We start from the raw sequence: 21,083 nt of genomic DNA, 5'->3' as shown, positions 1-21,083 counted from the left end.
GCCGTCGCGGACTGACCGCACGCCCCCATCCCGCCTCGTGGGGCCCCCGAACGCCTAGTGACACGCCCCTCCGGCGTGTCCTCGGCGTTTCCGCTGTTCAGACAGGTGTTAATGCCCCTAGCAGAACAATCATCTGTCGAAGCCGGGTGGGTGGTGCAGCCTGGTGGCAACGGCACCCCGGACATCGCCCGAGGAGGGGCGGATGGACGCTCTACGGGTGTCGGCCACCTGGCAGAACGGCGTGGCGATCATGACTCTGGCCGGGTTCTGGAGGTCAGCGGGCTGTCCTTCGGCTCCTGAAGCTCACCCGGCTGGAGGCACGCTTCACCTGCATTGGGCTCTGACCATGGTCGCACACGGCGAGGAACTCTCCCGCTCGTGTGGGGATGATGATCGGCGCCGTGGGCAAGCCGCTATCGGCGGCGAAGCGCGACAGGCCGATGGCGGCCCGTTCCCTGGACAGGTCCGCGCCCCGACAGACCTTGACGAACAGCCCGCGCCCGTCGACGTAGTTGATCGTGGACTGCCCGCCGGGGATCCTGCGCTACGCGCCCGGACTCAGCCCGTAGGATTGCGCAACCATCTGCTCGACATGCCGCATGTCATCAAGAATGACCTGACGCGCCGCGGCCTCGACGGGTCACCGGTGCGCAGGTGTCAAGCGGACGAGGGGGATGTCCCGGTCGGTGCGCTTGGGGAATCTGGCGTAATCGGGGGCGATGCGCAGCACCTGCGGCCAGAAAGCGCCAGCCTGATCGGATGTCAGCTCCTGCGCGTGGACCTGTAGTGCCCTGCCGCGCACCTCTACGCGCGCGTCGGGGTTCGCGGCGAGATTGAAGTACCAGCCGGGAGGCGAAGACAGCCCGCTGTTCGCGGCGACGACGATCATGTCATCGCCGTCCGGGAAGAACTGCAGCGGCACGGTGCGCTCCAGGCCCGTCTTGCGGCCCCTGGTAGTGAGAACGAGGACCTGCCGATGCCACAGCCGGACGATCCGCCCCTTGGTCACCCGCAGCAGCCACACCGCCAACCCGGCCGACCTGGTGTCCGCCACATGCTCGATGCGCGTCCTGATCCGCTCCCTTCGCGAGAGCCGCCGACCGCTCTGCCCTGCCCGCGCCATCATCGTCCCCGACCTCCCGCCCTCACCCGGCCCGCCGAGCACTCTCAGAGCACCCGCGTCCCATGCCGGCGGCCCAGACTCCCTTGAGGTTCGACCTCAGCTTGACCGAACCCGCCACGACGCGACAGGGCACAAGGTCCCGAGCCGTGCCACAGCGAAGCCGCCTGCCACTCGCCCCCTTCCGGGTAACTTGCGGCAGACCGTCCGGGCCGGGTGCGGCCGCCCGCTCGCCTTCGGGGACCAAGGCCCCCGGCATCGAGGACCTTCGCCAGGTGCACGGGGGCAGCCATCGGTGATGCATTGATGGTCTCCCCACCGACCGGAGGTCGTGACCATGAACGAGACGACGTGGGAACGATGGGGAGCGGCCAGCGGGCTGATCGCTGTCGCGGCCGGAGCGGCGGCGGTGCTCTTCGAGCGGGGAGGGGTCAGCCCAGACGATCCGGCCGAGGAGATCGTGCGCTTCTTCGCCGCCAACGCCTCGGCTCAGCTCATGCAAAGCGTGCTGTTCGTCATCGGCGCGGCCGCTCTGCTCTGGTTCATCGCCAGCCTGCGCGCCTTCCTGGCCGCCGCCGAGGGCGGCACGGCGCGATTGTCGACCCTCGTCTTCGGCGCGGGCATCACCCAGATCGTGCTCAACCTGATGGCCCAGGCCTTCCAGATCGGGGCCGCCACGACACCACCGGAGCAGATGACGGCCGGGCTGGTGGCCATGATGAACGCCACCTTCGCCCTGGCCAACGTCCCCCTGGCGGTCATGCTCGCCGCCGTCGCCGCCGTCTCGCTTCGGTATCGAGCCTTCCCACGGTGGCTGGGATGGCTGGCCGCCGCGGCGGCCATCGCGTACACGCTCCTCTCGGTCAGCGTCGCCGCCGGCGACGGGCCGCTGGCCCCCGGAGGCGCCCTGAGCTACGCGCTCTACCCCGCGGTCGTGCTCTGGCAGGTACCTGCCGCCATCATCATGATCATGCGGATCGGCCGGGGTGCCGGAGCGGAGCACACGGCGACCGGGCTGTCGCCTACTCCAGAAACGCCGTGACGGTGGACACGAACCGGTCGGCGTCGTCGAGCCACGGGAAGTGCCCGGCCCGGGGCTGAATGACGAGTTCGGCGTCCGGGAACAGCCCGGCGAACTCGGCCATGGCGGGAGGAGGTGCTCCCAGATCGACCTCTCCGGCGAGCAACAGTACGGGCGGCGCGAACCGGGCGAGCGCGGCGCGTGTGGCGTCCGGGTCGAAGGCGCCTTGGGCACCGAAGGCCGCCATGACCTCCGGGTTGTGCTGCTCCGCATCAGCCGCGTGATGGGCCTGCGCCGCCTCGTCCCACCGGCCATAGGAAAACGGCGCGATGGCCTGCCGGCTGTCGTTCGTGGCCTTGCCCGCCACGATCGCTTCGAGGGCCGCGAACGCCTCCGCGAACCATGACTCGTCTCGGCGCAGCTGAGCCGTCTCGCGCCGGAGGTCGCCGGTGATCGCGATGCCGACGGCTCGGACGCTCGGCGTGATCAGCGCGAGTCTGCTGACGCGCTGCGCATGGCCGGCCGCATATCGCGCGGCCAGATTCGCGCCGGCGCAGTGCGCGAGCAGGTCCATGTGGTCCAGGCCCAGGTGCGCACGCAAGGCCTCCACGTCGGCGACCATCCGGTCACAGCGGCAGGACGCGGTGTCCTGGGGCATCGCGGACCCGCCGGTGCCCCGCGGGTCCAGCATGATCAACCGCCGGTGCGCGGACAGGCCGCCGAGGTCGCCGAGGTAGGCGGAGGCCGCCGGCCCGCCGGGCAGGCAGACCACCGGCGCGCCGTCCCCGGACACGTGGTAGGCCAGCTTGGCGCCGTCGTACGAGGTGAAGAATTCCATGCCCGGCAGCCTGAGGGGTGGCGGCGATGATGGCTATCGTTTAGCCACAGCTACATGATGGGTGGCACGGATGGCGGTCGAGATCAGGTTCACCGCGGCGTCGGTCGCCAAGGTGCGGTTCGCCGTCTCACCGCTGGGGGAGACGGTGCTCGCGCTCCGGATCCTGTTGGGCACGGGCGGACACGCGGTGCACCGGCCGTGGGTGCGCGAAGCACGGCCGCTGCTCGCGGACGAGCGCGAGCTGCCGCTGCTGCGGGCACTGATCGCCGGACCCATGCCGTCGTTTCTGCTCCCGGTGCCGCAGGAGCGGCTGCCTTCGATGGCAACGGAGCTGAAGCTGCTGCGGGCCACGGGGGAGGCCTTCTTCCGGCGCGAGTACGGCGCGGTTCTGGGCGTACCGCCCGAGGAGGCCCCCGAGCCGGCAGCGGTGCTGCCGCGGCTGGCGCAAGCGCTCCACCGTTGCCACGAGCTGCTGATCGCTCCGCAGTGGGGCCGGATGCGCGCGGTCCTGGACGCCGACGTCGCCAAGCGGGCGCTCACCCTGGTGGACGGCGGAGTGCAGGCGCTGTTCGCCGAGCTGCACCGGGACATCGCCTGGGACGGCAGCCAGCTGGTGGTGCACGGCCGGCGCACCGCGCACGCCGTCTACACGGTGGACACCGGTGGGCATGGACTGGTCCTGCTGCCCAGCGTCTTCAACTGGCCGAACGCGGGCGTCGACAAGTCCCCGGTCGCCGCCGCGTCGATCCGCTACCCGGCCGTGGGCGTCGGCCTGCTCTGGGAGCCACCCCCGCCGGCGCTGGCGGGCCTGGCCCCGGTGCTGGGCCACACGAGGACGGCGCTGCTCGCCGCCTTGGCCGAACCCCTGACGACCGCGGCCCTGGCCACCCGCCTGGGCATCACCCCAAGCGCGGTCTCGCAACATCTGGGCGCACTGCGAGGCGCGGGTCTGGTGTCGACGCAACGCAAGGGCCGAACGGCGCTTCACCTGCGCACGGAACGAGCGGACCACCTGTTGGGCACCTCCTACTCCGGCCACACCTCCGTCGCCTCCCTGGCCCCCGACGCCTACGTCTCCTCCGAAGCCCTGGCCGGGCAGGAAGGCCGTGATCCCGCCGCCCGCAAGCGCTGACCCAGACCGTTGCGCTCGGTGCCGCCGCCACACCCCCCTGCGCCGAAGCCGTCGGCCGTCGTCCCAAACTCCCGGGGGAGCGTTTCCATGATCGCCGCTCTGTCCCGCAATCGCCCGGAGGATCCGATCTCGGTGAAGTCGGGGTCCAGTAATTCCGCGATGAGCGTCGCCGACGATCTCACCTCCGGATCGAGGAGCCGCATTTCCCCGTCCATCGCGCCCTGCACCGACTCGACCGGCTGACGGCCGTCCAGTCGCCGGATCCACTCCTGCATCGCCGTGTGGACCTCGTCCGGATCGTAGCCGCGGAGAACCACGTCGAAGCTGACGCCGTCCAGGTACCCGCGCAACTCGTGGGCCGTAAAATCGCCGGATCCGGCCATCCACCGCTCCACGCGATCCACCAGGTCATGAACCTGTCGTCGGTCGTAACCCCGTAGGCGAACATGGAAATGCGTCATGGCCGGATCATCACAACCTCATCGCCGATTGTCGACCAGCCCGCGGGGCCGGGCAGTTCCCAGCCCGGCGCGCGGGCCGGCGGTCATCGCGACGGCGTGGCCGTTCATCCCCTCGTCGCGGGCGTCCCAGACCTGCGGATTCATGTGCGTGATCAACAGCAGCCGCGTGTCATCACCTCAGGCGATCCACGGCTTCCGCGACGCGCCGGTCGGTCGCGTCCAGGATGAGCCGTAGCGGACGGCCTGATTTTTGGGGGGCAGACCAAGTACGGGAGAAAGGGGGCAGTGGTGCCTCTGACCACCCTTGTAAGAGGACTCTGATTGGGTCACCCCTGACCCGAGGGGATTGAGGACCGAGCGGACAGCGGAGGCGCGGGTCGCCGCCTTCACGCGCGCCGCGCAGATCACGTTGTGGAAGCGGGACCGGGCGGCAGGTGGACCGTCATGATCATGCTGCAGGTTTCGGTGCCCGAGCCGCGATAGAGGTGCGGGGTGTCGCCGTGGAACGTGGCGGTCTGTCCGGCTTCGACGGTGTGTTCGGTGCCGTCGAGGACCAGGGTCATCCGGCCGGAGGTGACGCTGACGGTTTCCACGACTCCGGCCTGGTGGGGCTGGCTGGGGTATTCCTCATCCGGTTCCAGTTGCCAGCGCCAGACCTCGACAGGGGCCGGGCCTGAGGTCGTCAGCATGAGCCGGGCCTCGCTGCCCCGCTGTCCGGTCCACAGGGGTGCCACGGCGTCGGCGGCCACGACGCGGATGTGGCCTTCGGGCGGTCCCTGCATCAGGGCGGACACCGAGATGCCGAGGGTGTCGGCCAGCCGGACCAGGGTGGCCAGGTTGGGGTTGCCCTGGGCTTTCTCCAGCGCGACCAGGGCTCCCTTGCTGACCTGGGCGCGCCGGCTGAGCTCCTCCAGGGACAGGCCCGCGCGGGTGCGGGCCGCCCTGACGTTGTGCGCGACCGTCCGCAGGGCCGTGGCCGTCTCGGCCATCTGATCATCACCCTCTCAACTGGACTAGTTGAATATACCGTGCGGTCGTTTGATTGGCCCATCGGTCATTTTATTGTACTATTTGGTCGTTCTACTGAATAGTAAGGGATGTGCTGTGATCGCTCTGCTGCTGGCCCTGGGCAGCTCGCTCGCTTACGGGTGCGCCGACTTCCTCGGCGGCCTGGGCGCCCGCAAGGCGCATGTGCTGCGCACCGTGATGATCGCGGCCCCGGCCAGTCTCGCGGTCGAGCTGCTGCTGTGGCCGTTGCTCGGCGCCTCGTTCAGTGCCGGCGCTCTCGGCTGGGGTGCCGCATCGGGGGTCGCCTCGGCCGCCGCGTTCGCCCTGCTCTACCGCACCCTGGCGATCGGTCCGATGAACGTGCTGTCGCCCGTGACCGCGCTGGTGTCGGCCGCGCTGCCCGTCGGTGTGGGTCTGCTGCAGGGCGAGCACCTGGCCGCCGCCGGGCTGGTGGGCCTGCCGCTCGCGCTGGTGGCGGTGGTGCTGGTCAGCGCCGGGCACGGCGCGGGCTCGGCGCGCCCCTCCCGTGCTGCGCTGCTGCTGGCCTTCGGTGCGGGCGCCGCCATCGCCCTTCAGCTGATCTTCTTGCATCAGGCGCCGTCCGACAGCGGGGTGGCTCCGCTGATCATCGGCCGGGCGGTCTCCTCAGCCGTCACCCTGGCTGCGGCGGGACTGATGCACCGCAGGCTGGGCTCCGAGCGGCCCGCGTACGCGCTGTCGGCAGCCGCGGGTGTGCTGGACTCGGTGGCGAACCTGCTGTTCCTGCTCGCCGCCCGCAGCGGGGACCTCGCCGTCGTCGCGGTGATCACCGCCCTTTACCCGGCCGGCACGGTCCTGCTCGCCCGCGGCGTGCTCGCCGAACGCATCCACCGCGGCCAGCTCGTCGGCCTGGGCGCCGCCGCCCTCGCCGTCAGCCTCCTCGCCCTGACCTGAGCACGCCGCCCGCGGCCCACCACACCCACTGACCACGTAAGGAGAACCGCATGTTCATCCAGCCCTGGGATGCCGGCCTGGACGAAGCCGAATGGCAGACCTGGATCGCCGAAGGCCACGACTTCGGGCAGTTGAGCGTCAACGGCCTGCCCGGTCACCCGCCCTTCGTCGTCCCCACCCACTTCACCTGCGACGGACCCCACCTTCTGGTTCACCTCGCGCGGCCAAACCCGGTCTGGAAGGCGATCGAGCACGACCCGAACGTCACCTTCACCGTCATCGGCGACTACGCCTTCGTCCCCGGCCCCTGGCGCGCCCAGCCCGGCACGCCGCCCCGCGACGGTGTCCCCACCAGCTACTACGCGGCCGTCCAATTCACCTGCCGCGCCGGCATCGTCGACGACCCCGAGGGCAAGGCCGAGCTGTTGCGCCGCCAGCTCGCCCACTTCCAGCCCGACGGCGACCACGCCCCCGTGGCCGTCGACCGGGCCCCGTACGGCCGGATGCTGTCCGGCATCCGCGGCCTGCGCCTGGAGGTCACCAACGTGGTGGCCAAGTTCAAATACGACGACCACAAACCCGTCGAGCACCGCGCCGCCGTCGCCGACCACCTCACCGAACGCGGCCAGGGCCTGGATGGGCCCACTGCGCGGCAGCAGCGCCGCCGCCTGGACCGCATCGGCCCCTGGAAGCCGTGACCCAGCCACCCGCCCACGCAGACCGGCCCACCGACGAAGAGGAGCTCCGCCGTGACCGTCTTCCGTCTGAGCCCTGCTGTCGCTGACGCCTTCCCTGACACTCTCATCGCCCTGGTCACCGCCACTGGCCTGCGCGGTCGCGAACCCTGGCCGAACACCGCCGCCGCGCTGGAGGACCTGGAGAAGCAGCTTGCCGCAGCTACCTGGCAGCCCGCCGACGAGACCGACCCCCGCATCGAGCCTGGCACGCCGCCTGCCGCTCCTTCGGCACCAACCCGCGCCGCATCCGCCCCAGCGTCGACGCGTGGCCAGTACCATCACCACTGTGGCCGGCTCTCGGCTGGATCACCTCCAAGGAGGTCAAGCAGGCCCGAGCCGCCGGGCGCCAGGCTCACGAAGGCAAGGAAGGCTTCCTGGGGCACGCGCACCTGACCACCACCGAGGTCTACCTCGCGCCGCGCCAGGACGAGGTCGTCGCCCAGGTGCCGGCTTACCAGGCCCGCCAGGCCGACCGGCACGCTGAGCCCGTGCCACCGCCTCCGGCACCGGGCTACGACCCGGACACCCTGGACGTTTTGTTCGGGCGGTCTTCATGACCATTACGAAGAAGCACTCGACGCGCCGGCCGCTGCAGACCGCGAACGCGGCCGCCGAACAGACCCGGGCGCGGAACAACGTGCCGCGAGACCGCTTCCACCTCGGGCTGCAGAGGCGTGGTGGCCGACGACCGCGCAATCGCTGGAAGAGACTGTGCAGCGGCTGACGGCGCCGCCGTTCCTGCCGGCGGTCAACGCCACCCGGGCCGGGCGACGGCGCGGCGTCGCCAAATTGCTGCGCTGGCTGTCCAGCCTGCCCGGTGACAGTGCTCCTCGAACGGCAGGCTCTCCGCGGCGGCGGCCACGCACGGCGCCGAGCCGGGAGGCCGCTGCCCCCGCATGACCGCCGATGGCTCCACCGCGGTCACGTCGCGATCAGCAGGCTCGTAGGAGCCGGTGGCGGCTCCGACGTTCAGCACCGTCTGCGCGTCCCCGAGCGCGTCCCAGATCTGCGCGGCGATCCGCGGCTCGGTGCGCCGTGTCGCGGTGTAGGCGCCGCCGATCGCGTCGTACAGCCGTGCACCGAGCATCTCCAGTTGCTCCTCCGGTGTCACCTTCAGCCCCTTCGCCCGTGCCTCAAGTTCCCTGTCGATGGCCGCCACCATGGCGTCAGCGCGATCACGCTGCTCCAGCAGCAGGCCGCGCAGTCGGCGCAGGTGCGCGACCGCGTCGGCGGACGGGTCGCCGACCAGTTCCGCCAGCTCCCGCAGCCCGAAGCCCAACCGCCGATAGGCCGGCACCTCCCGCAGCCGCTCCACGTCGCCCGCCGCATTGGCCCGGTACCCGGCCAAGGTCCGCGCCGCCGGCCGAACGAGCCTGATCTCGTCATAGTGATGCATCGTGCGGACGCTCACGCCGGCCAGCTCGGCCACGCGTCGGCACCGACTATGCAGCCTGACGCCACGTGAGGGTCAAGAGCCTCACTCACGGCAGCAAGAGCCGAACGCGAAGCAACGGTCCGAGGGGCCTCCTGCAAGCCAGAGCGATGGGTCTGGTTCAGAGAAGCCTCAGCCAGATGTGACACATAGCGTTACCGAGTCGGCCCCGCAGGTGGGGCTTGCGGGCTGGGTGGACGGTGAGTCGACCCGGTGGCTGTGACAGATAATGCAGATTCTGTGTCATGGGTGACGGACATCTCACCGACACGCCATGTGACGCTAAGTATTGGCTGCGTTACCTTCGGTGCTCAACATGGGTGCTGATCTGCCAAGCCGTTGAGGTTCGCCTCGTGATCACCGCCGAACAGGCGGTGCCTTGAGCGCACGAGTGCGCGGTGTGTCGACTCCGCGCAGGCTGAAGGCCGGTCGTGCCGGTATCCGCACGGTTGGTGCCCTGGGAGAGCCGGGGCGGAGTGAAGGTGAGGTGGCTGGGTGCATCTGACTCCGCATGAACAGGAACGTCTGATGCTTCATGTGGCTGCGGACGTGGCCCAGAAGCGTCGAGAGCGGGGGGTTCTACTCAACTACCCGGAGGCGGTCGCGCTGATCACCGTGCACGTCCTGGAAGGGGCCCGGGACGGCTGCACCGTCGCCGAACTCATGGTCTCTGGGGAGACGGTGCTCTCCCGCGATGAGGTCATGGAGGGCGTTCCGGAGATGATCTCCGACGTCCAGATTGAGGCGACGTTCCCTGACGGCACCAAGCTGGTCACCATCCGCAATCCCTTCCCTGAGGCGGAGGACGAGGTGCAGGTTCATCCGGGCAAGTTCGACCATCCTGAAGGCGCCGAGCCGGTGGCCTTCAATACGGGCCGTGAGATCACGACCGTGCACGTCACCAACACCGATGACCGTCCCATCCAGGTGGGCTCTCACTACCACTTCTATGAGGTCAATCCCGGCCTCGAGTTCGAGCCCCGCGACCGCGCCTACGGCAAGCGGCTGAACATCGCCGCGGGTGGCTCCATCCGTTTCGAGCCAGGATGCCCGCTGGATGTGGAACTGGTGCCGATCGAGGGCAAGCGCATCGTCGCGGGCCTGCGCGGCGAGGTCGGAGGCGAACTTGATGCTTAAGCCGAGGCCCCGCGAAAAGCATGAGCCGCTGTCCCGCGCCGACTATGCCGTCCGCTTCGGCCCGACGGTCGGTGACCGTATCCGCCTTGCGGACACGAATCTGCGGATCGAGGTCACCGAGGACTGGTCCGGCGGTCCTGGACGCAGCGGCAACGAGGTCGTCTTCGGCGGCGGCAAGGTGATCCGCGAATCGATGGGCCAGTCCCGTGCACCGCGCGACTCTAAGACGTTCGGCGCCCCGCAGCCGCCTGACACCGTCATCACCGGTGCGGTCATCCTGGACCACTGGGGGGTGGTCAAGGCCGACGTCGCCATCCGGGACGGCCGGATCGTCGCGCTCGGCAAGGCCTACAACGACGAGACCATGGACCGGCTGCACGACGCCCACGCCACGGCCACGGACTTCCTGATCGGTCCGGAGACCGAGGTCATCTCGGGCAACGGCAAGATCCTCACTGCGGGCGGGGTTGACACCCATGTGCACTTCATCTGCCCCGAGCAGATCGATGAGGCGCTCGCCTCCGGCGTCACCACCCTGATCGGCGGCGGCACGGGCCCCGCCGAGGGCAGCACCGCCACCACCGTGACACCCGGCTCCTGGCACATCGCCCGGATGTTCGAGGCGCTGGACGCCTTCCCGGTCAACATCGGGCTGCTCGGCAAGGGCAGCACCATGTCCACCGAATCCCTCTACAGCCAGGTGGAGGCGGGCGTTCTCGGTTTCAAGATCCACGAGGACTGGGGCGCCACCCCGGCCGTGCTGCGCCGGTGCCTGGAAGTCTGCAGGGCGACCGGCGTCCAACTCGCCCTGCACGCCGACTCGTTGAACGAGGCGGGCACGGTCGCCGACACCATCAAGGCCATCGGCGACCACCCGATCCACGTCTTCCACGTCGAGGGCGCCGGCGGCGGCCACGCCCCGGACATGATCACCATGGTGGGCCTGCCGAACGTGCTGCCCGCCTCCACCAACCCGACCCGGCCCTTGACCGTCAACACGGTCAAGGAGCACATCGATATGGTGATGGTCTGCCATCACCTCAATCCGGAGCTGGATGAGGACCGGGCCTTCGCCGAGTCTCGGATCCGGCCCTCCACGATGGCGGCCGAGGACATTCTGCATGACCTTGGCGCCATCTCCATCATGTCGTCGGACGCCCAGGCGATGGGCCGCATCGGCGAGATGATCATGCGGACGTGGCAGACGGCGCATGTGATGAAGGAGCGCCGCGGTCCCCTGGACCGGGACAGGGATGGCGACGACGGGGCCGACAATCATCGCGCCCGCCGCTATGTCGCCAAATACACCATCAACCCGGCGATCGCGCACGGCATCGACCACGAGGTCGGCTCGGTCGAGGTGGGCAAGCTCGCCGACCTGGTGCTGTGGGAGCCGAAGTTCTTCGGCGTCAAGACGCACCGGGTGATCAAGGGCGGCCAGATCGCCTACGCGCAGGTGGGCGACGCCAACGCCTCCATCACAACCCCGCAGCCGGTGCTGCCCCGCGCCGTGTGGGGCGCGACCGGCCGGGCACCCGGCGCCAACTCCGTCAACTTCGCCACCGAACAGGCCATCAAGGCCGGCCTGCCCGACCGGCTCAAGCTGAGCAAGGAGTTCAAGGCCATCCGTGACACCCGCAAGGTCTTCAAGGCCGACATGCGGGAGAACAACGCCACCCCCGACGTCCGCGTCGATCCCGACACCTTCCAGGCGCAAGTCATCGGAGCGGGACCCAAGGACGTCAAGGCTGAGATCGACGACCAGCTCGTCACGCCGGACGCCGCCACCAGACTGCCGATGGCTCAGCGTTACTTCCTCTTCTGAGCGCCACAGAGTGGACGACCAGACAGCGACGACCACACAGTGACCCCCTCATGAACGAAGGTGAGCCGCGCACGATGAACCGTGCCGCACTGCTCGTCCTGGCCGACGGCCGCTTCCCCGCCGGAGGGCACGCCCACTCCGGCGGGGCCGAGGCGGCCGTCACCGCGGGACGCGTCCGCGACGTGGCCGGCCTGCAGGAGTTCTGCCGCGGCCGGCTGCACACCAGCGGCCTGGTCGCGGCGGGCCTGGCCGCCGCGGCCGCCGCCGGATACGACCCGCTGCTGCTGGATGAGGCCGCCGACGCCCGCACGCCTGCCCCGGCCCTGCGGCACAGCGCGCGCAGGCTCGGCCGGCAGATGATGCGAGCCGCCCGTGCCACCTGGCCCTCGGCCGAACTCGACGCCCTGGCCACGGCCCGGCCGCGGGGCGCCCACCAGAGCGTGGTTCTCGGCCTCACCGCCCGCTCCGCCGGCCTGAGCCAGCTGGACGGCGCGTACGCGGCAGCGTACGAGAGCGTCAGCGGCCCGGCCACCGCGACCGTCCGCCTGCTCAGGCTGGACCCCTTCGACGCCGCCGGCGTCCTGGCTCGCCTGGCCGCCGACCTCGATCACATCGCGGCGCGGGCCACCGAATCCGCGCAGCGCGTCCTGACCGAGGGCGTCGAGGCGTTGCCCGCCGTCTCGGCGCCGCTGCTCGACATCGCCGCCGAACAGCACGCCGCCCGCCCGGTACGCCTGTTCGCCTCCTGAGCCCGGACTCCTGAGCCCGGACTCCTGACCACCGCACTATCCCTTCGACCACGGAGCACCCATGCACCTGCACCCCGAAGGTCACACTCACGGTTCCGGCGGCTTTTCCACCGACCGCCCCGCTGCCAAGCGCCCGGACGGCCGCCGCCGCGCCCTGCGTATCGGCCTGGGCGGGCCGGTCGGTACCGGCAAGACCGCCACCGTCGCCGCCTTGTGCCGCGCGTTGCGCGAGGAGTTGTCCATCGCCGTCGTCACCAACGACATCTACACTCGAGAAGACGCCGAGTTCCTGCTGCGCGAGGCCGTCCTGCCCGCCGAGCGCATCACCGCGGTCGAGACCGGGGCCTGCCCGCACACCGCCATCCGCGACGACATCTCCGCCAACCTCGAAGCCGTCGAGGACTTGGAGGAGCAGACCGGCCCACTGGATCTGATTCTCGTCGAGTCGGGCGGCGACAACCTCACCGCGACCTTCTCCAAGGGCCTCGTCGACGCGCAGATCTTCGTCATCGACGTCGCCGGCGGCGACGACATCCCTCGCAAGGGCGGCCCCGGCGTCACCGCCTCCGACCTGCTCGTCATCAACAAGACCGACCTGGCCCCCTACGTCGGTGTCGACCTGGAGGGCATGGCCCGCGACGCCAAGGCCCAGCGCGGTGACCTCCCGGTCGCTTTCACCGCACTGAAGACCGAGGGCGGCATCACACCCGTCGCGGATTGGGTCCGCGAGCGCCTCGCCGACTGGAGCGCGGGCGCGGGCGCCGCGTGACCAGCACGCCAGCCCGGACCACCTCGGCCAGGCGGACCAGCCAGGGCGTGCACGCCACCGCCCGCATCAGGGCGACCGCCGCGGGGAACGCCACTCACCTTCCCGTCCTGGCCGGCGACGGCCCTTTCGACCTGCGCCGCAACCGCTCACACGGCACCCAGGCGCGGGTGTGCATCCTCGGCGCCATGAGCGCTCCCCTCGGCGGCGACCGGTTGCGCATCGAGGCCACCGCCGAGCAGGGCGCCCACCTGCACATCACCACAGCCGCCGCCACTATCGCCCTGTGCGGCCCCACCCCCGAACACGCCACCTACGACGTGCACCTGACCGTGGCCGAGCAGGCATCCCTCCACTGGCTGCCCCAGCCGCTGATCTCCACCGCGCGCAGCAACCTCCGCCAGAGCTGCACCATCGACCTGGCCCCCACCGCACGCCTGGTGCTGCGCGAGGAACAAGTCCTCGGCCGCGCCAACGAACCGCCCGGCCGGCTGACCAGCCGGCTCACCGTCCGATACGACGGACACCCGCTCCTGGATCAGCAGAACATCTACGGCCCGGACGCGCCTGGCTGGGACGGCCCCGCCGTCCTGGACGGCTACCGCGCCGCCGGCCAGATCCTCATCGTCGACCCGACCTACGACAAAGACCCGCCCGACGTCCGGCTGCTCGGCGACGACCCGGCCCAAGGACAGGCCGTGCTGAGTCCGCTTGCCGGGCCCGCCATCCTGGTCACGGCCCTCGCTCCCGACACGATGCACCTGCGTCACCTCCTCGACGCGGCTCAGCCCTTCGCGTAAACGCATCAGCTCATCGTCAACGAGCTTGCGACGAGGTACATCGGCCGCAGGTCGGCCAGGTCCTCAAAGCGCGGGGCGCGGCCGGCCAGGGCTTGATCGACCTCGTTGTGTAGCCGGTGCGCGGCGCGGGGATGGTGGGCCAGAATATGGCAGGTCCAGATGAGCAAGGTGGCGGTGGTCTCGAGCCCAGCCGCCAGCATCGACAGGATCTGGTCGCGTACCTCCTTGTTCAGGCCGTCGACGTCGAGGCGCTCACCGCGACCGTCGACCGGCTGCTCGCCGTCATCGCCGACCGCGACGAGCTCGACGGGTTTGACCTCGACGCTCGCCGCACCCTCCCCGAGCGGCGTCGCATGCTGCATCTCATCCCCGGCCTGCTCGCCGACCTTCCTGACAAGCTGACCGTCCAGGTGGTGCATGGCGACTACTCGCCCGTCAACCTGCTGTGGTCCGGCGACCGGCTGACCGCAGTGCTCGACTTCCGGCCGCCGGACCCGTTCCTGCCGGCCTACGACCTCGGCCGGAAGGCGTTCTACCCCAACACCGTCACCGGCGGCGGCGACTGGATGGCCGACGCGGGCACGTTCATCACCGCCTACCAGGACGCCAACCCCGGCGTACCGGCGGTGGACGTGCGCGCGTGCGGCCGGGTCGCGCTGCTGCAGCTGCTGAAAAGCGTGTACGGCGTCAAAGAACACTACTTTGAAACCCAGGCCGTTGCAGGCGGACCTGGACGCGTTCTGGCAGTTCCGCCATCAGACTGTGCGGCTGCTCCTCGATGAGCTGCCCGCCGTCGACGCGCTGCTGGCTGACCTCGCCACCCACTGACCAGCCCTCGCCCTTTCCCCCTCCCGACACGCTCTCGCCCGACGACGATCAGGGAGACCACTGATGACCAACTGTGGCCCCGTCGCGCCCGCCGCAGTCCCCGACGCCGCGCCTTACCCCCGTGGGCCAACCGCCACCTCAGCTGTTCGACGCGACCGTAGCAGCGCTGAACCTGCCCCCCTCACCCTCTCGAGGACTCCACACCCGTCGCCTTCGCCCTCGAAACCCTCCACGCCACCCGTGACGGCCACCTCCTCACGACCGCAGCGGACGAACTGCAGGGCCTGCTCACCCCGCACACCGCCCAGAGCGCCGTGCACCACCTCAGCCCGGCACAACCCCAGGCCGTCGCCTGAGACCTCCACCCGGCCCCGGGCCCGCCTCGGTGTCCCGACAAGCAAAGCCCCCCGCAGAGCCCGTGAACCCCTCACCGCGGGTGGGCATCAACCTCGAACGTCCGTGTCGATCACTGAGTCGAAGGAGTGACATGTCAGACCCCAGCACCCCACGCCGACTGTCAGGACCTGCCGCCCGGGCCCGCCGGCGCGAAAGCGCCGGGGTCAGCGGCTGTCGGGGCGAGGCCCGCCCACTCCGCCGCCAGCAGCGACCAGACCTCGGTGTCGTACCGGACCCCCCGGTACAGGAACTCCTCGCGCAGCACCCCGTCCAGCCGCATGCCGAGCCGCTGCGCGACGTTGCGGCTGGCGGCGTTCTCCAGGCGGGTGAGCCACTCGACCCGGCGGATTCCGCGCACGCGCACCGCCCAGTCGACGAGATGCCCCGCCGCCCGGGTGATCAGCCCCCGGCCCTGCCCGGCCGGCTCCAGCCAGCACCCGATCTCACAGGTGCCCGCGGCGGCGTCGAAGGCGACGAACATGATCCCGCCGACGAGCGTGCCGTCGAGCCAGATGCCGTACAACCGACCGGCGTCGCGGGCGGCGAGGTCGGCGTACCGCTGCAGTGAGGCGCGGGCCGAGTCGAGGTCGGTGCTGCGGCTCGCCCACGGAATCCACGGGTCCACCGCGGCACGCGCCCGGTCCATGTGGGCGAGGAACTCCTCGGCCTGCCACGGCTCCAACGGGCGCAACTCGGCACCATCGCCCAGAAAGATCGCGAACACCCGCGTAACGTACCACCATGAACCGGCCCGGCCACGCCCAGGTCACCGCGGCCCACGACCCCCTCGCCGCCGTCAGGTCAGTCCCGTCCGGGCCGTCATCTCAATCGGCGTGCCTGGTTCGCGCGAGCTTCGAGGCCAGCCAATGCCTGGCGTCGAACAGCGACTCGACGGCGTGCCCCATCCGGTAGTACAGCCGCGGCGGGACGTGCGGGAGCAACCGGGACTCCCGCCGGGCCTGCAAGGCGATCAGCTCCAGCGGCGGAAGGTCGATATAGCGCGGCACGTTCTCGTACCACCGGGCGCTGTAGCGGGCCGCTCTGCGCGGCTTCCGCGTCGCGGATCTGCGTTGCCGCTCGTAGCGGGCGAGGGCGAGCTCGAGTCGCGCGTCCGCGTGCAGCGCGTTGACCAGGACGGCCGCGTCCTCCAGCGCCAGGGCGGTGCCCGCGCCGATGGAGTAGTGCGTGGTGTGCGCGGCGTCGCCGAGCAGCACGAGGTTGTCGTGATACCACCTGCGGTTGGTCAGGGTGCGGAAGTTCAGCCAGTGCGCGCTGCCGTCAGCCTGCGCCCGGCCGATCAGCGGATGCCCGTCCAGGATGTCGGCGAACAGCTTCTCCAGCAGGGCCAAACCGTCGGCCTGGTTCGCCTGGTCGAGCCCGAGCCCCCTCCAGGTCGCGGGGGAGCACTCGATGACGCAGGTGCTGTGCCCCTCGCCGAACCTGTAGCCGTAACACCAGATCCAGCCGTGCGCGGTCTCCACGAAGGCGAAGATGAAGGAGTCGAAGACCTTGGTGGTGCCGAGCCAGATGTAGGCGTTCCGCTCGACCGCGACCTCGGTGCCGAAGTGGCCGGCGTGGCGCTCACGCAGCACGCTGTTGACCCCGTCGCCGGCCACGACGAGGTCGGCGTCGGCCAGCTCGTCCTCGCCGGTGATCTCACGCTGGAACTCGACGCGCACGCCGAGGGCGCGGGCCCGCTCGGCGAGGATGTCCAGCAGCCGGCGGCGGCCGATGCCGAAGCCTTCCTCCGCTTGCTCCGTCACCGTCGCGCGGTCGTGGACGTGCGTGACCCAGGTGTCCCAGGAGACCAGGCTCTCGCTGATGGCGCGCGCGGACTCGGGGTCGGCGAGGTGGAGATAGCTGAGCAGTTCGTTCCCGAAGGTCACGCCCCAGCCGTACGTCGAGCTGGCCGGGTTCCGTTCGTAGACGGTGATGTCATGGGACGGGTCCACCCGCTTCATCAGGATCGAGAAGTACAGGTTGGCGGGCCCGCCGCCGACGCAGGCGACCTTCACAACAACTCCCAATGCTACTTAGAGCGATCAATTCATGACATAGAGTAGCAGGAGCCTGTATGACAGGACGATCTCGTCTTGCTGAACCGCCGGTCACGAGATGGCCAAGCGCCGGAACGCCTCCAGACGGACGCAACGCGGCCAGCAGGAACAAGACGCCTCCACCTGCCCGCGCGACGGAGCCGCCGCGTGCGCCAGGCCCGGCGTCCGGACGAGGAGGACCGGATCGTCATCGCCGACCGGCTGCGGCGGACGGTCTAATCTGGCCCAGGACAGAGGGGAGTGAGGGTTTCCGTGGCGCATGGTCCAGACGGCTCAGCCGCTGTCGCCTTAGACGCAGTCCTCGAACGCATCACCTACGCCAACGAGGAGACCGGCTACACGATCGCGCGGGTGGCGACCGAACGGTCCGGCGCCGACCTGCTGACCGTGGTCGGGCCCCTGCTGGGCGCCCAGGTGGGCGAGTCGCTCAGACTGACCGGCCGCTGGACCTCCCACCCCCGCTACGGCAAGCAGTTCGAGGTGTGGTCCTACACCACGGTGCTGCCCGCCACCGTCCAGGGCATCCGCCGCTACCTGGGCTCCGGCCTGATCAAGGGCATCGGCCCGAAGATGGCCGAGCGGATCGTCGACCACTTCGGCACCGGCACCCTGGAGGTCATCGAGCAGACCCCCGAACGCCTGGTCGAGGTGCCCGGCCTGGGCCCCAAACGAACCAGGATGATCGCCGCCGCCTGGGAGGAACAGAAGATCATCAAAGAGGTGATGATCTTCCTGCAGGGCGTCGGCGTGTCCACCTCCATCGCCGTGCGCATCTTCAAGGAGTACGGCGAGGCGTCCATCTCCGTCGTCAGGAGCAGCCCCTACAAGCTGGCCGACGACGTGTGGGGGATCGGCTTCAAGACCGCCGACACCATCGCCCGGGCGGTCGGCATCCCGCACGACAGCCCCGAACGCGTCAAAGCGGGCCTGCGCTACACCCTGTCGCAGGCGGCCGACGACGGCCACTGCTACCTGCCCGCGCCCAACCTGGTCGGCGACGCCGTCAAGATCCTTGAGGTGCCCGCCGAGCTGGTGAGCGGCTGCCTGGACGAGCTCGTCGCCGAGGAGGGCGTGGTCCGCGAGAACGTCCCGGCCGGCGACAACCTCGTCCCCGCCGTCTACCTGCTGCCCTTCCACCGCGCCGAGCTGTCCCTGGCCTCCGGGCTGCTGTCGCTGCTGCGCAGCGGCCACGACCGGCTCAAGGTGTTCGCCGACGTCGACTGGGAGCGGGCCGAGGCCTGGCTGCACGGCCAGACCGGCGCCGAGCTGGCCGCCGAGCAGCGCCAGGCCGTCCGGCTCGCGCTGACCGAGAAGGTCGCGGTCCTGACCGGCGGCCCCGGCTGCGGCAAGAGCTTCACCGTCCGCTCCATCGTCACCCTGGCCCGCGCCAAGCGCGCCCGCGTCATCCTGGCCGCGCCCACCGGCCGCGCCGCCAAGCGCCTGGCCGAGCTGACCGGCCACGAGGCCACCACCGTCCACCGGCTGCTGCAGCTGCGGCCCGGCGGCGAGGCCACCTTCGACCGCGACAACCCCCTGGACGCCGACCTCGTGGTCGTCGACGAGGCGTCCATGCTCGACCTGCTGCTGGCCAACAAGCTCGTCAAGGCCGTCGCGCCCGGCGCCCACCTGCTGTTCGTCGGCGACGTCGACCAGCTGCCCTCCGTCGGCGCCGGCGAGGTGCTGAAAGACCTGCTCGCCGCCGACGACGTGCCCCGCGTACGGCTGACGCAGATCTTCCGCCAGGCCCAGGAGTCGGGCGTGGTGGTCAACGCCCACCGCGTCAACACCGGCCGCCACCCGGTGCTGGAGGGGATGAAGGACTTCTTCCTGTTCCCGTGCGAGGAGCCCGAGGAGATCGCCGCGCTGACCGTCGACGTGGTGGCCCGCCGCATCCCGCGCCGGTTCGGCCTCGACGCCCGCCGCGACGTCCAGGTGCTGGCCCCCATGCACCGCGGCGCGGCCGGCGCCGGCGCCCTCAACATCGCCCTGCAGGAGTCGCTCACCCCCGCCCGCGAGGGCATGCCGGAACGCCGCTACGGCGGCCGGGTGTTCCGCGTCGGCGACAAGGTCACCCAGCTGCGCAACAACTACGACAAGGGCGCGGCCGGCGTGTTCAACGGCACCGTCGGCATCGTCGTCGACATCCGCCCCGACGAGCACAAACTGACCGTCCGCACCGACGAGGACGAACAGGTCGACTACGCCTTCGACGAGCTCGACGAGCTCGCCCACGCCTACGCGGTCTCCATCCACCGCTCCCAGGGCAGCGAATACCCCGCCGTGGTCATCCCGCTGGCCACCAGCGCCTGGATGATGCTGCAGCGCAACCTGCTCTACACCGCCATCACCCGGGCCAAGAAGCTCGTCGTGATCGTCGGCTCACGCAGGGCGCTGGCCCAGGCCGTGCGCACCAAGGGCGCCGGGCGGCGCCACACCGGCCTCACCCACCGCCTCGGCCGGCCGTCCGCCCAGCGCTGACCCCACGGCTTTCCCCCGCGTTGACCGGTCCTTGACCTGCGATTGCCCGCAACAAGTGATCCAAATGTGACCGAACTCTCCCAAATGCTTCCGCGTCTTACATGCAGGAGCAATAGATTTGGGGTGCACTTTGCGCGCAATCGGAAGGACTGACGTGAACATGACGCCTGGTTGGAGGAAGCCCGCGGCGGGCATCGCCCTGCTCACCGTGGCAGCCCTGACCTCGGCATGCTCGAACGCAAACCCCGCCGCGGGCGGCGACGGCGCACCCGACGCCACCATCTCGGCGACACCACAGGCGCCGACGATCAAGATCTCGCCCGCCGAAGGCAGCTCGAACGTCAGCCCCGACAAGAGGATCGTCGTGGCCGCCGCCGGCGGCACCCTGGACGACGTCATCGTGGAAGGCGGAGACGAGCAGGTCGAAGGCAAGTACAACGCCGACAAGACCAGATGGGTCTCCAAGGGATCCCTCAAGCCGTCCACCGACTACACCGTCACCGCGGCCTCCGGCGTCACCAGCGTCACCAGCGAGTTCAGAACCCTCAAGCCCGCCGTCGAACTCGCCGTCGCCGACGTCACCCCCAACGCCAAGGGCGAGACCCTCGGCGTCGGCGCGCCGATCATCGTCACCTTCAACCAGCCCGTCTCCGAGAAGGCCACCGTCGAGCGCGCCCTCGACGTCGACGCCGAGAAACCCGTCAAGGGCGCCTGGCGCTGGATCAACGACACCGTCGTCATCTACCGCACCGCCACCTACTGGCCCGCCCACCAGAAGATCAAATTCTCCGCCAACCTCGAAGGCGTCAAGGGCGGCAAGGGCATGTACGGCGTCAAGGACTACGCCACCACCCTCAAGATCGGCGCCAAGGTCATCAGCAAGGTCGACGTCAAGAAGCACATGATGTACGTCTACCGCGACGGCAAACGCGTCCAGACCATGCGCATCAGCGCCGGCATGGGCACCACCCGCGAATACACCACCACCTCCGGTGTCCACCTCACCATGGAACGCGCCAACCCCGTCCGCATGATCTCCCCGGGCCGCAAGAAGGGCGACCCCGGCTACTACGACGTGATGATCGACCACGCCGTCCGCATCTCCAACTCCGGCGAGTACGTCCACGCCAAGGACAACGTCTGGGCCCAGGGAGTCCGCAACGTCAGCCACGGCTGCATCAACTCCCGCCCCAACCAGGCCAAATGGTTCTACGACACCATGCAGCGCGGCGACGTCGTCGACATCACCGGCACCACCCGCCAGCTGGAATGGAACAACGGCTGGGGATTCTGGCAGCTGCCCTTCTCCCAGTGGAAGAAGGGCAGCGCCCTCAACAGCAACGCCTGACGACCAGCCCCGGCCAC

General features: G+C 70.1%; 21 protein-coding genes. 12 read left to right on the top strand and 9 right to left on the bottom strand.

All coding sequences use genetic code 11. The features are described 5' to 3' along the window. Positions 1–640 precede the first annotated feature (640 nt). Complete coding sequence (locus AB0C16_RS26325; protein WP_357686616.1) at positions 641–1,024, bottom strand: nitroreductase/quinone reductase family protein; 384 nt, start codon at positions 1,022–1,024, stop codon at positions 641–643. Between the two features lie 433 nt (positions 1,025–1,457). Here AB0C16_RS26325 and AB0C16_RS26320 point away from each other — a divergent pair, with 433 nt between their 5' ends. Continuing rightward, positions 1,458–2,162: a DUF4386 family protein gene (locus AB0C16_RS26320; protein WP_357686615.1), complete on the top strand. Its 705-nt coding sequence runs from the start codon at positions 1,458–1,460 to the stop codon at positions 2,160–2,162. Here the strand turns inward: AB0C16_RS26320 and AB0C16_RS26315 are convergent. Continuing rightward, on the bottom strand, positions 2,143–2,979 hold the full coding sequence (locus AB0C16_RS26315) for an alpha/beta hydrolase (protein ID WP_357686614.1): 837 nt from the start codon (positions 2,977–2,979) through the stop codon (positions 2,143–2,145). The genes AB0C16_RS26320 and AB0C16_RS26315 overlap by 20 nt on opposite strands. Before the next feature lie 70 nt (positions 2,980–3,049). Between AB0C16_RS26315 and AB0C16_RS26310 the strand changes: the two genes are divergently transcribed. After that, the gene (locus tag AB0C16_RS26310; RefSeq protein WP_357686613.1) at positions 3,050–4,111 is read left to right on the top strand and encodes a DUF5937 family protein; all 1,062 of its coding nucleotides are present in this window, start codon (positions 3,050–3,052) and stop codon (positions 4,109–4,111) included. On the opposite strand, the gene AB0C16_RS26305 is transcribed toward AB0C16_RS26310, so the two are convergent. From AB0C16_RS26305 to AB0C16_RS26295, 3 genes are all read right to left on the bottom strand, one after another. Continuing rightward, entirely contained in the window at positions 4,048–4,572 is a 525-nt protein-coding gene (locus AB0C16_RS26305) for a DUF4440 domain-containing protein (RefSeq protein WP_357686611.1), read from the bottom strand. The genes AB0C16_RS26310 and AB0C16_RS26305 overlap by 64 nt on opposite strands. 18 nt (positions 4,573–4,590) lie before the next feature. Further along, positions 4,591–4,716, bottom strand: a complete 126-nt coding sequence (locus tag AB0C16_RS26300) for a hypothetical protein (protein WP_357686610.1) — start codon at positions 4,714–4,716, stop codon at positions 4,591–4,593. Between the two features lie 260 nt (positions 4,717–4,976). Continuing rightward, positions 4,977–5,561: an XRE family transcriptional regulator gene (locus AB0C16_RS26295; protein ID WP_357686608.1), complete on the bottom strand. Its 585-nt coding sequence runs from the start codon at positions 5,559–5,561 to the stop codon at positions 4,977–4,979. A gap of 115 nt (positions 5,562–5,676) precedes the next feature. Here AB0C16_RS26295 and AB0C16_RS26290 point away from each other — a divergent pair, with 115 nt between their 5' ends. Continuing rightward, entirely contained in the window at positions 5,677–6,513 is an 837-nt protein-coding gene (locus AB0C16_RS26290; protein ID WP_357686607.1) for a DMT family transporter, read from the top strand. Positions 6,514–6,563: 50 nt separating this feature from the next. Next, positions 6,564–7,211, top strand: coding sequence for an FMN-binding negative transcriptional regulator (locus AB0C16_RS26285; RefSeq protein ID WP_357686605.1), 648 nt, complete (start codon positions 6,564–6,566; stop codon positions 7,209–7,211). Positions 7,212–7,998: 787 nt separating this feature from the next. Here AB0C16_RS26285 and AB0C16_RS26280 read toward each other — a convergent pair. Continuing rightward, the gene (locus tag AB0C16_RS26280; RefSeq protein ID WP_357686604.1) at positions 7,999–8,679 is read right to left on the bottom strand and encodes a MerR family transcriptional regulator; all 681 of its coding nucleotides are present in this window, start codon (positions 8,677–8,679) and stop codon (positions 7,999–8,001) included. A gap of 498 nt (positions 8,680–9,177) precedes the next feature. On the opposite strand from AB0C16_RS26280, the gene AB0C16_RS26275 reads away from it, so the two are divergent. From AB0C16_RS26275 to AB0C16_RS26255, 5 genes are all read left to right on the top strand, one after another. Then, complete coding sequence (locus tag AB0C16_RS26275; protein ID WP_357686602.1) at positions 9,178–9,819, top strand: urease subunit gamma; 642 nt, start codon at positions 9,178–9,180, stop codon at positions 9,817–9,819. Beyond that, positions 9,812–11,644, top strand: a complete 1,833-nt coding sequence (locus AB0C16_RS26270; protein WP_357686600.1) for an urease subunit alpha — start codon at positions 9,812–9,814, stop codon at positions 11,642–11,644. Before AB0C16_RS26275 ends, AB0C16_RS26270 begins: the two co-directional genes overlap by 8 nt. A 74-nt stretch (positions 11,645–11,718) precedes the next feature. Continuing rightward, a complete protein-coding gene (locus AB0C16_RS26265; RefSeq protein WP_357686599.1) occupies positions 11,719–12,393 on the top strand; it encodes an urease accessory UreF family protein in 675 nt (224 codons plus the stop codon). A gap of 61 nt (positions 12,394–12,454) precedes the next feature. After that, positions 12,455–13,162 (top strand): urease accessory protein UreG, encoded by a 708-nt coding sequence (gene ureG, locus AB0C16_RS26260; protein WP_357686598.1) that lies wholly within the window; start codon positions 12,455–12,457, stop codon positions 13,160–13,162. Further along, positions 13,159–13,959 carry an urease accessory protein UreD gene (locus AB0C16_RS26255; RefSeq protein ID WP_357686597.1) on the top strand — a complete coding sequence of 267 codons (801 nt, stop codon included), beginning with the start codon at positions 13,159–13,161 and terminating at the stop codon, positions 13,957–13,959. Before ureG ends, AB0C16_RS26255 begins: the two co-directional genes overlap by 4 nt. Positions 13,960–13,964: 5 nt before the next feature. Here AB0C16_RS26255 and AB0C16_RS26250 read toward each other — a convergent pair whose 3' ends face one another. Further along, positions 13,965–14,321 carry a cytochrome P450 gene (locus AB0C16_RS26250; RefSeq protein ID WP_357686595.1) on the bottom strand — a complete coding sequence of 119 codons (357 nt, stop codon included), beginning with the start codon at positions 14,319–14,321 and terminating at the stop codon, positions 13,965–13,967. On the opposite strand from AB0C16_RS26250, the gene AB0C16_RS26245 reads away from it, so the two are divergent. Further along, the gene (locus AB0C16_RS26245; protein ID WP_357686593.1) at positions 14,313–14,741 is read left to right on the top strand and encodes a phosphotransferase; all 429 of its coding nucleotides are present in this window, start codon (positions 14,313–14,315) and stop codon (positions 14,739–14,741) included. The two genes, AB0C16_RS26250 and AB0C16_RS26245, sit on opposite strands and share 9 nt — an antisense overlap. Before the next feature lie 563 nt (positions 14,742–15,304). On the opposite strand, the gene AB0C16_RS26240 is transcribed toward AB0C16_RS26245, so the two are convergent. Both AB0C16_RS26240 and AB0C16_RS26235 read right to left on the bottom strand, forming a co-directional pair. Beyond that, positions 15,305–15,907 (bottom strand): GNAT family protein, encoded by a 603-nt coding sequence (locus AB0C16_RS26240; RefSeq protein WP_357686592.1) that lies wholly within the window; start codon positions 15,905–15,907, stop codon positions 15,305–15,307. Positions 15,908–16,007: 100 nt separating this feature from the next. Beyond that, positions 16,008–17,198 carry an FAD-dependent monooxygenase gene (locus tag AB0C16_RS26235; RefSeq protein WP_357686591.1) on the bottom strand — a complete coding sequence of 397 codons (1,191 nt, stop codon included), beginning with the start codon at positions 17,196–17,198 and terminating at the stop codon, positions 16,008–16,010. 294 nt (positions 17,199–17,492) lie between these two features. Here AB0C16_RS26235 and AB0C16_RS26230 point away from each other — a divergent pair, with 294 nt between their 5' ends. Both AB0C16_RS26230 and AB0C16_RS26225 read left to right on the top strand, forming a co-directional pair. After that, entirely contained in the window at positions 17,493–19,718 is a 2,226-nt protein-coding gene (locus tag AB0C16_RS26230) for an ATP-dependent RecD-like DNA helicase (protein WP_357686590.1), read from the top strand. A 160-nt stretch (positions 19,719–19,878) separates the two neighbouring features. Continuing rightward, positions 19,879–21,066 carry an Ig-like domain-containing protein gene (locus AB0C16_RS26225; protein ID WP_357686589.1) on the top strand — a complete coding sequence of 396 codons (1,188 nt, stop codon included), beginning with the start codon at positions 19,879–19,881 and terminating at the stop codon, positions 21,064–21,066. Positions 21,067–21,083: the final 17 nt, after the last annotated feature.

Origin of the sequence: Nonomuraea sp. NPDC048916 (assembly GCF_040649575.1) — a bacterium.
Taxonomy (GTDB): Bacteria; Actinomycetota; Actinomycetes; order Streptosporangiales; family Streptosporangiaceae; genus Nonomuraea.
Note: the sequence above shows the minus strand (reverse complement) of the source record. Positions and strands in the feature narration are given on the sequence as shown.

Excerpts from the sequence above, each read along its gene's own strand:
- AB0C16_RS26250 (WP_357686595.1), bottom strand. The coding sequence starts at position 14,321 with ATGCAGCATGCGACGCCGCTCGGGGAGGGTGCGGCGAGCGTCGAGGTC.
- AB0C16_RS26320 (WP_357686615.1), top strand. The coding sequence starts at position 1,458 with ATGAACGAGACGACGTGGGAACGATGGGGAGCGGCCAGCGGGCTGATC.
- AB0C16_RS26305 (WP_357686611.1), bottom strand. The coding sequence starts at position 4,572 with ATGACGCATTTCCATGTTCGCCTACGGGGTTACGACCGACGACAGGTT.
- AB0C16_RS26245 (WP_357686593.1), top strand. The coding sequence starts at position 14,313 with ATGCTGCATCTCATCCCCGGCCTGCTCGCCGACCTTCCTGACAAGCTG.
- AB0C16_RS26300 (WP_357686610.1), bottom strand. The coding sequence starts at position 4,716 with ATGAATCCGCAGGTCTGGGACGCCCGCGACGAGGGGATGAACGGCCAC.
- AB0C16_RS26315 (WP_357686614.1), bottom strand. The coding sequence starts at position 2,979 with ATGGAATTCTTCACCTCGTACGACGGCGCCAAGCTGGCCTACCACGTG.
- AB0C16_RS26310 (WP_357686613.1), top strand. The coding sequence starts at position 3,050 with ATGGCGGTCGAGATCAGGTTCACCGCGGCGTCGGTCGCCAAGGTGCGG.
- AB0C16_RS26265 (WP_357686599.1), top strand. The coding sequence starts at position 11,719 with ATGAACCGTGCCGCACTGCTCGTCCTGGCCGACGGCCGCTTCCCCGCC.
- AB0C16_RS26285 (WP_357686605.1), top strand. The coding sequence starts at position 6,564 with ATGTTCATCCAGCCCTGGGATGCCGGCCTGGACGAAGCCGAATGGCAG.
- AB0C16_RS26295 (WP_357686608.1), bottom strand. The coding sequence starts at position 5,561 with ATGGCCGAGACGGCCACGGCCCTGCGGACGGTCGCGCACAACGTCAGG.
- ureG (WP_357686598.1), top strand. The coding sequence starts at position 12,455 with ATGCACCTGCACCCCGAAGGTCACACTCACGGTTCCGGCGGCTTTTCC.
- AB0C16_RS26270 (WP_357686600.1), top strand. The coding sequence starts at position 9,812 with ATGCTTAAGCCGAGGCCCCGCGAAAAGCATGAGCCGCTGTCCCGCGCC.
- AB0C16_RS26225 (WP_357686589.1), top strand. The coding sequence starts at position 19,879 with ATGACGCCTGGTTGGAGGAAGCCCGCGGCGGGCATCGCCCTGCTCACC.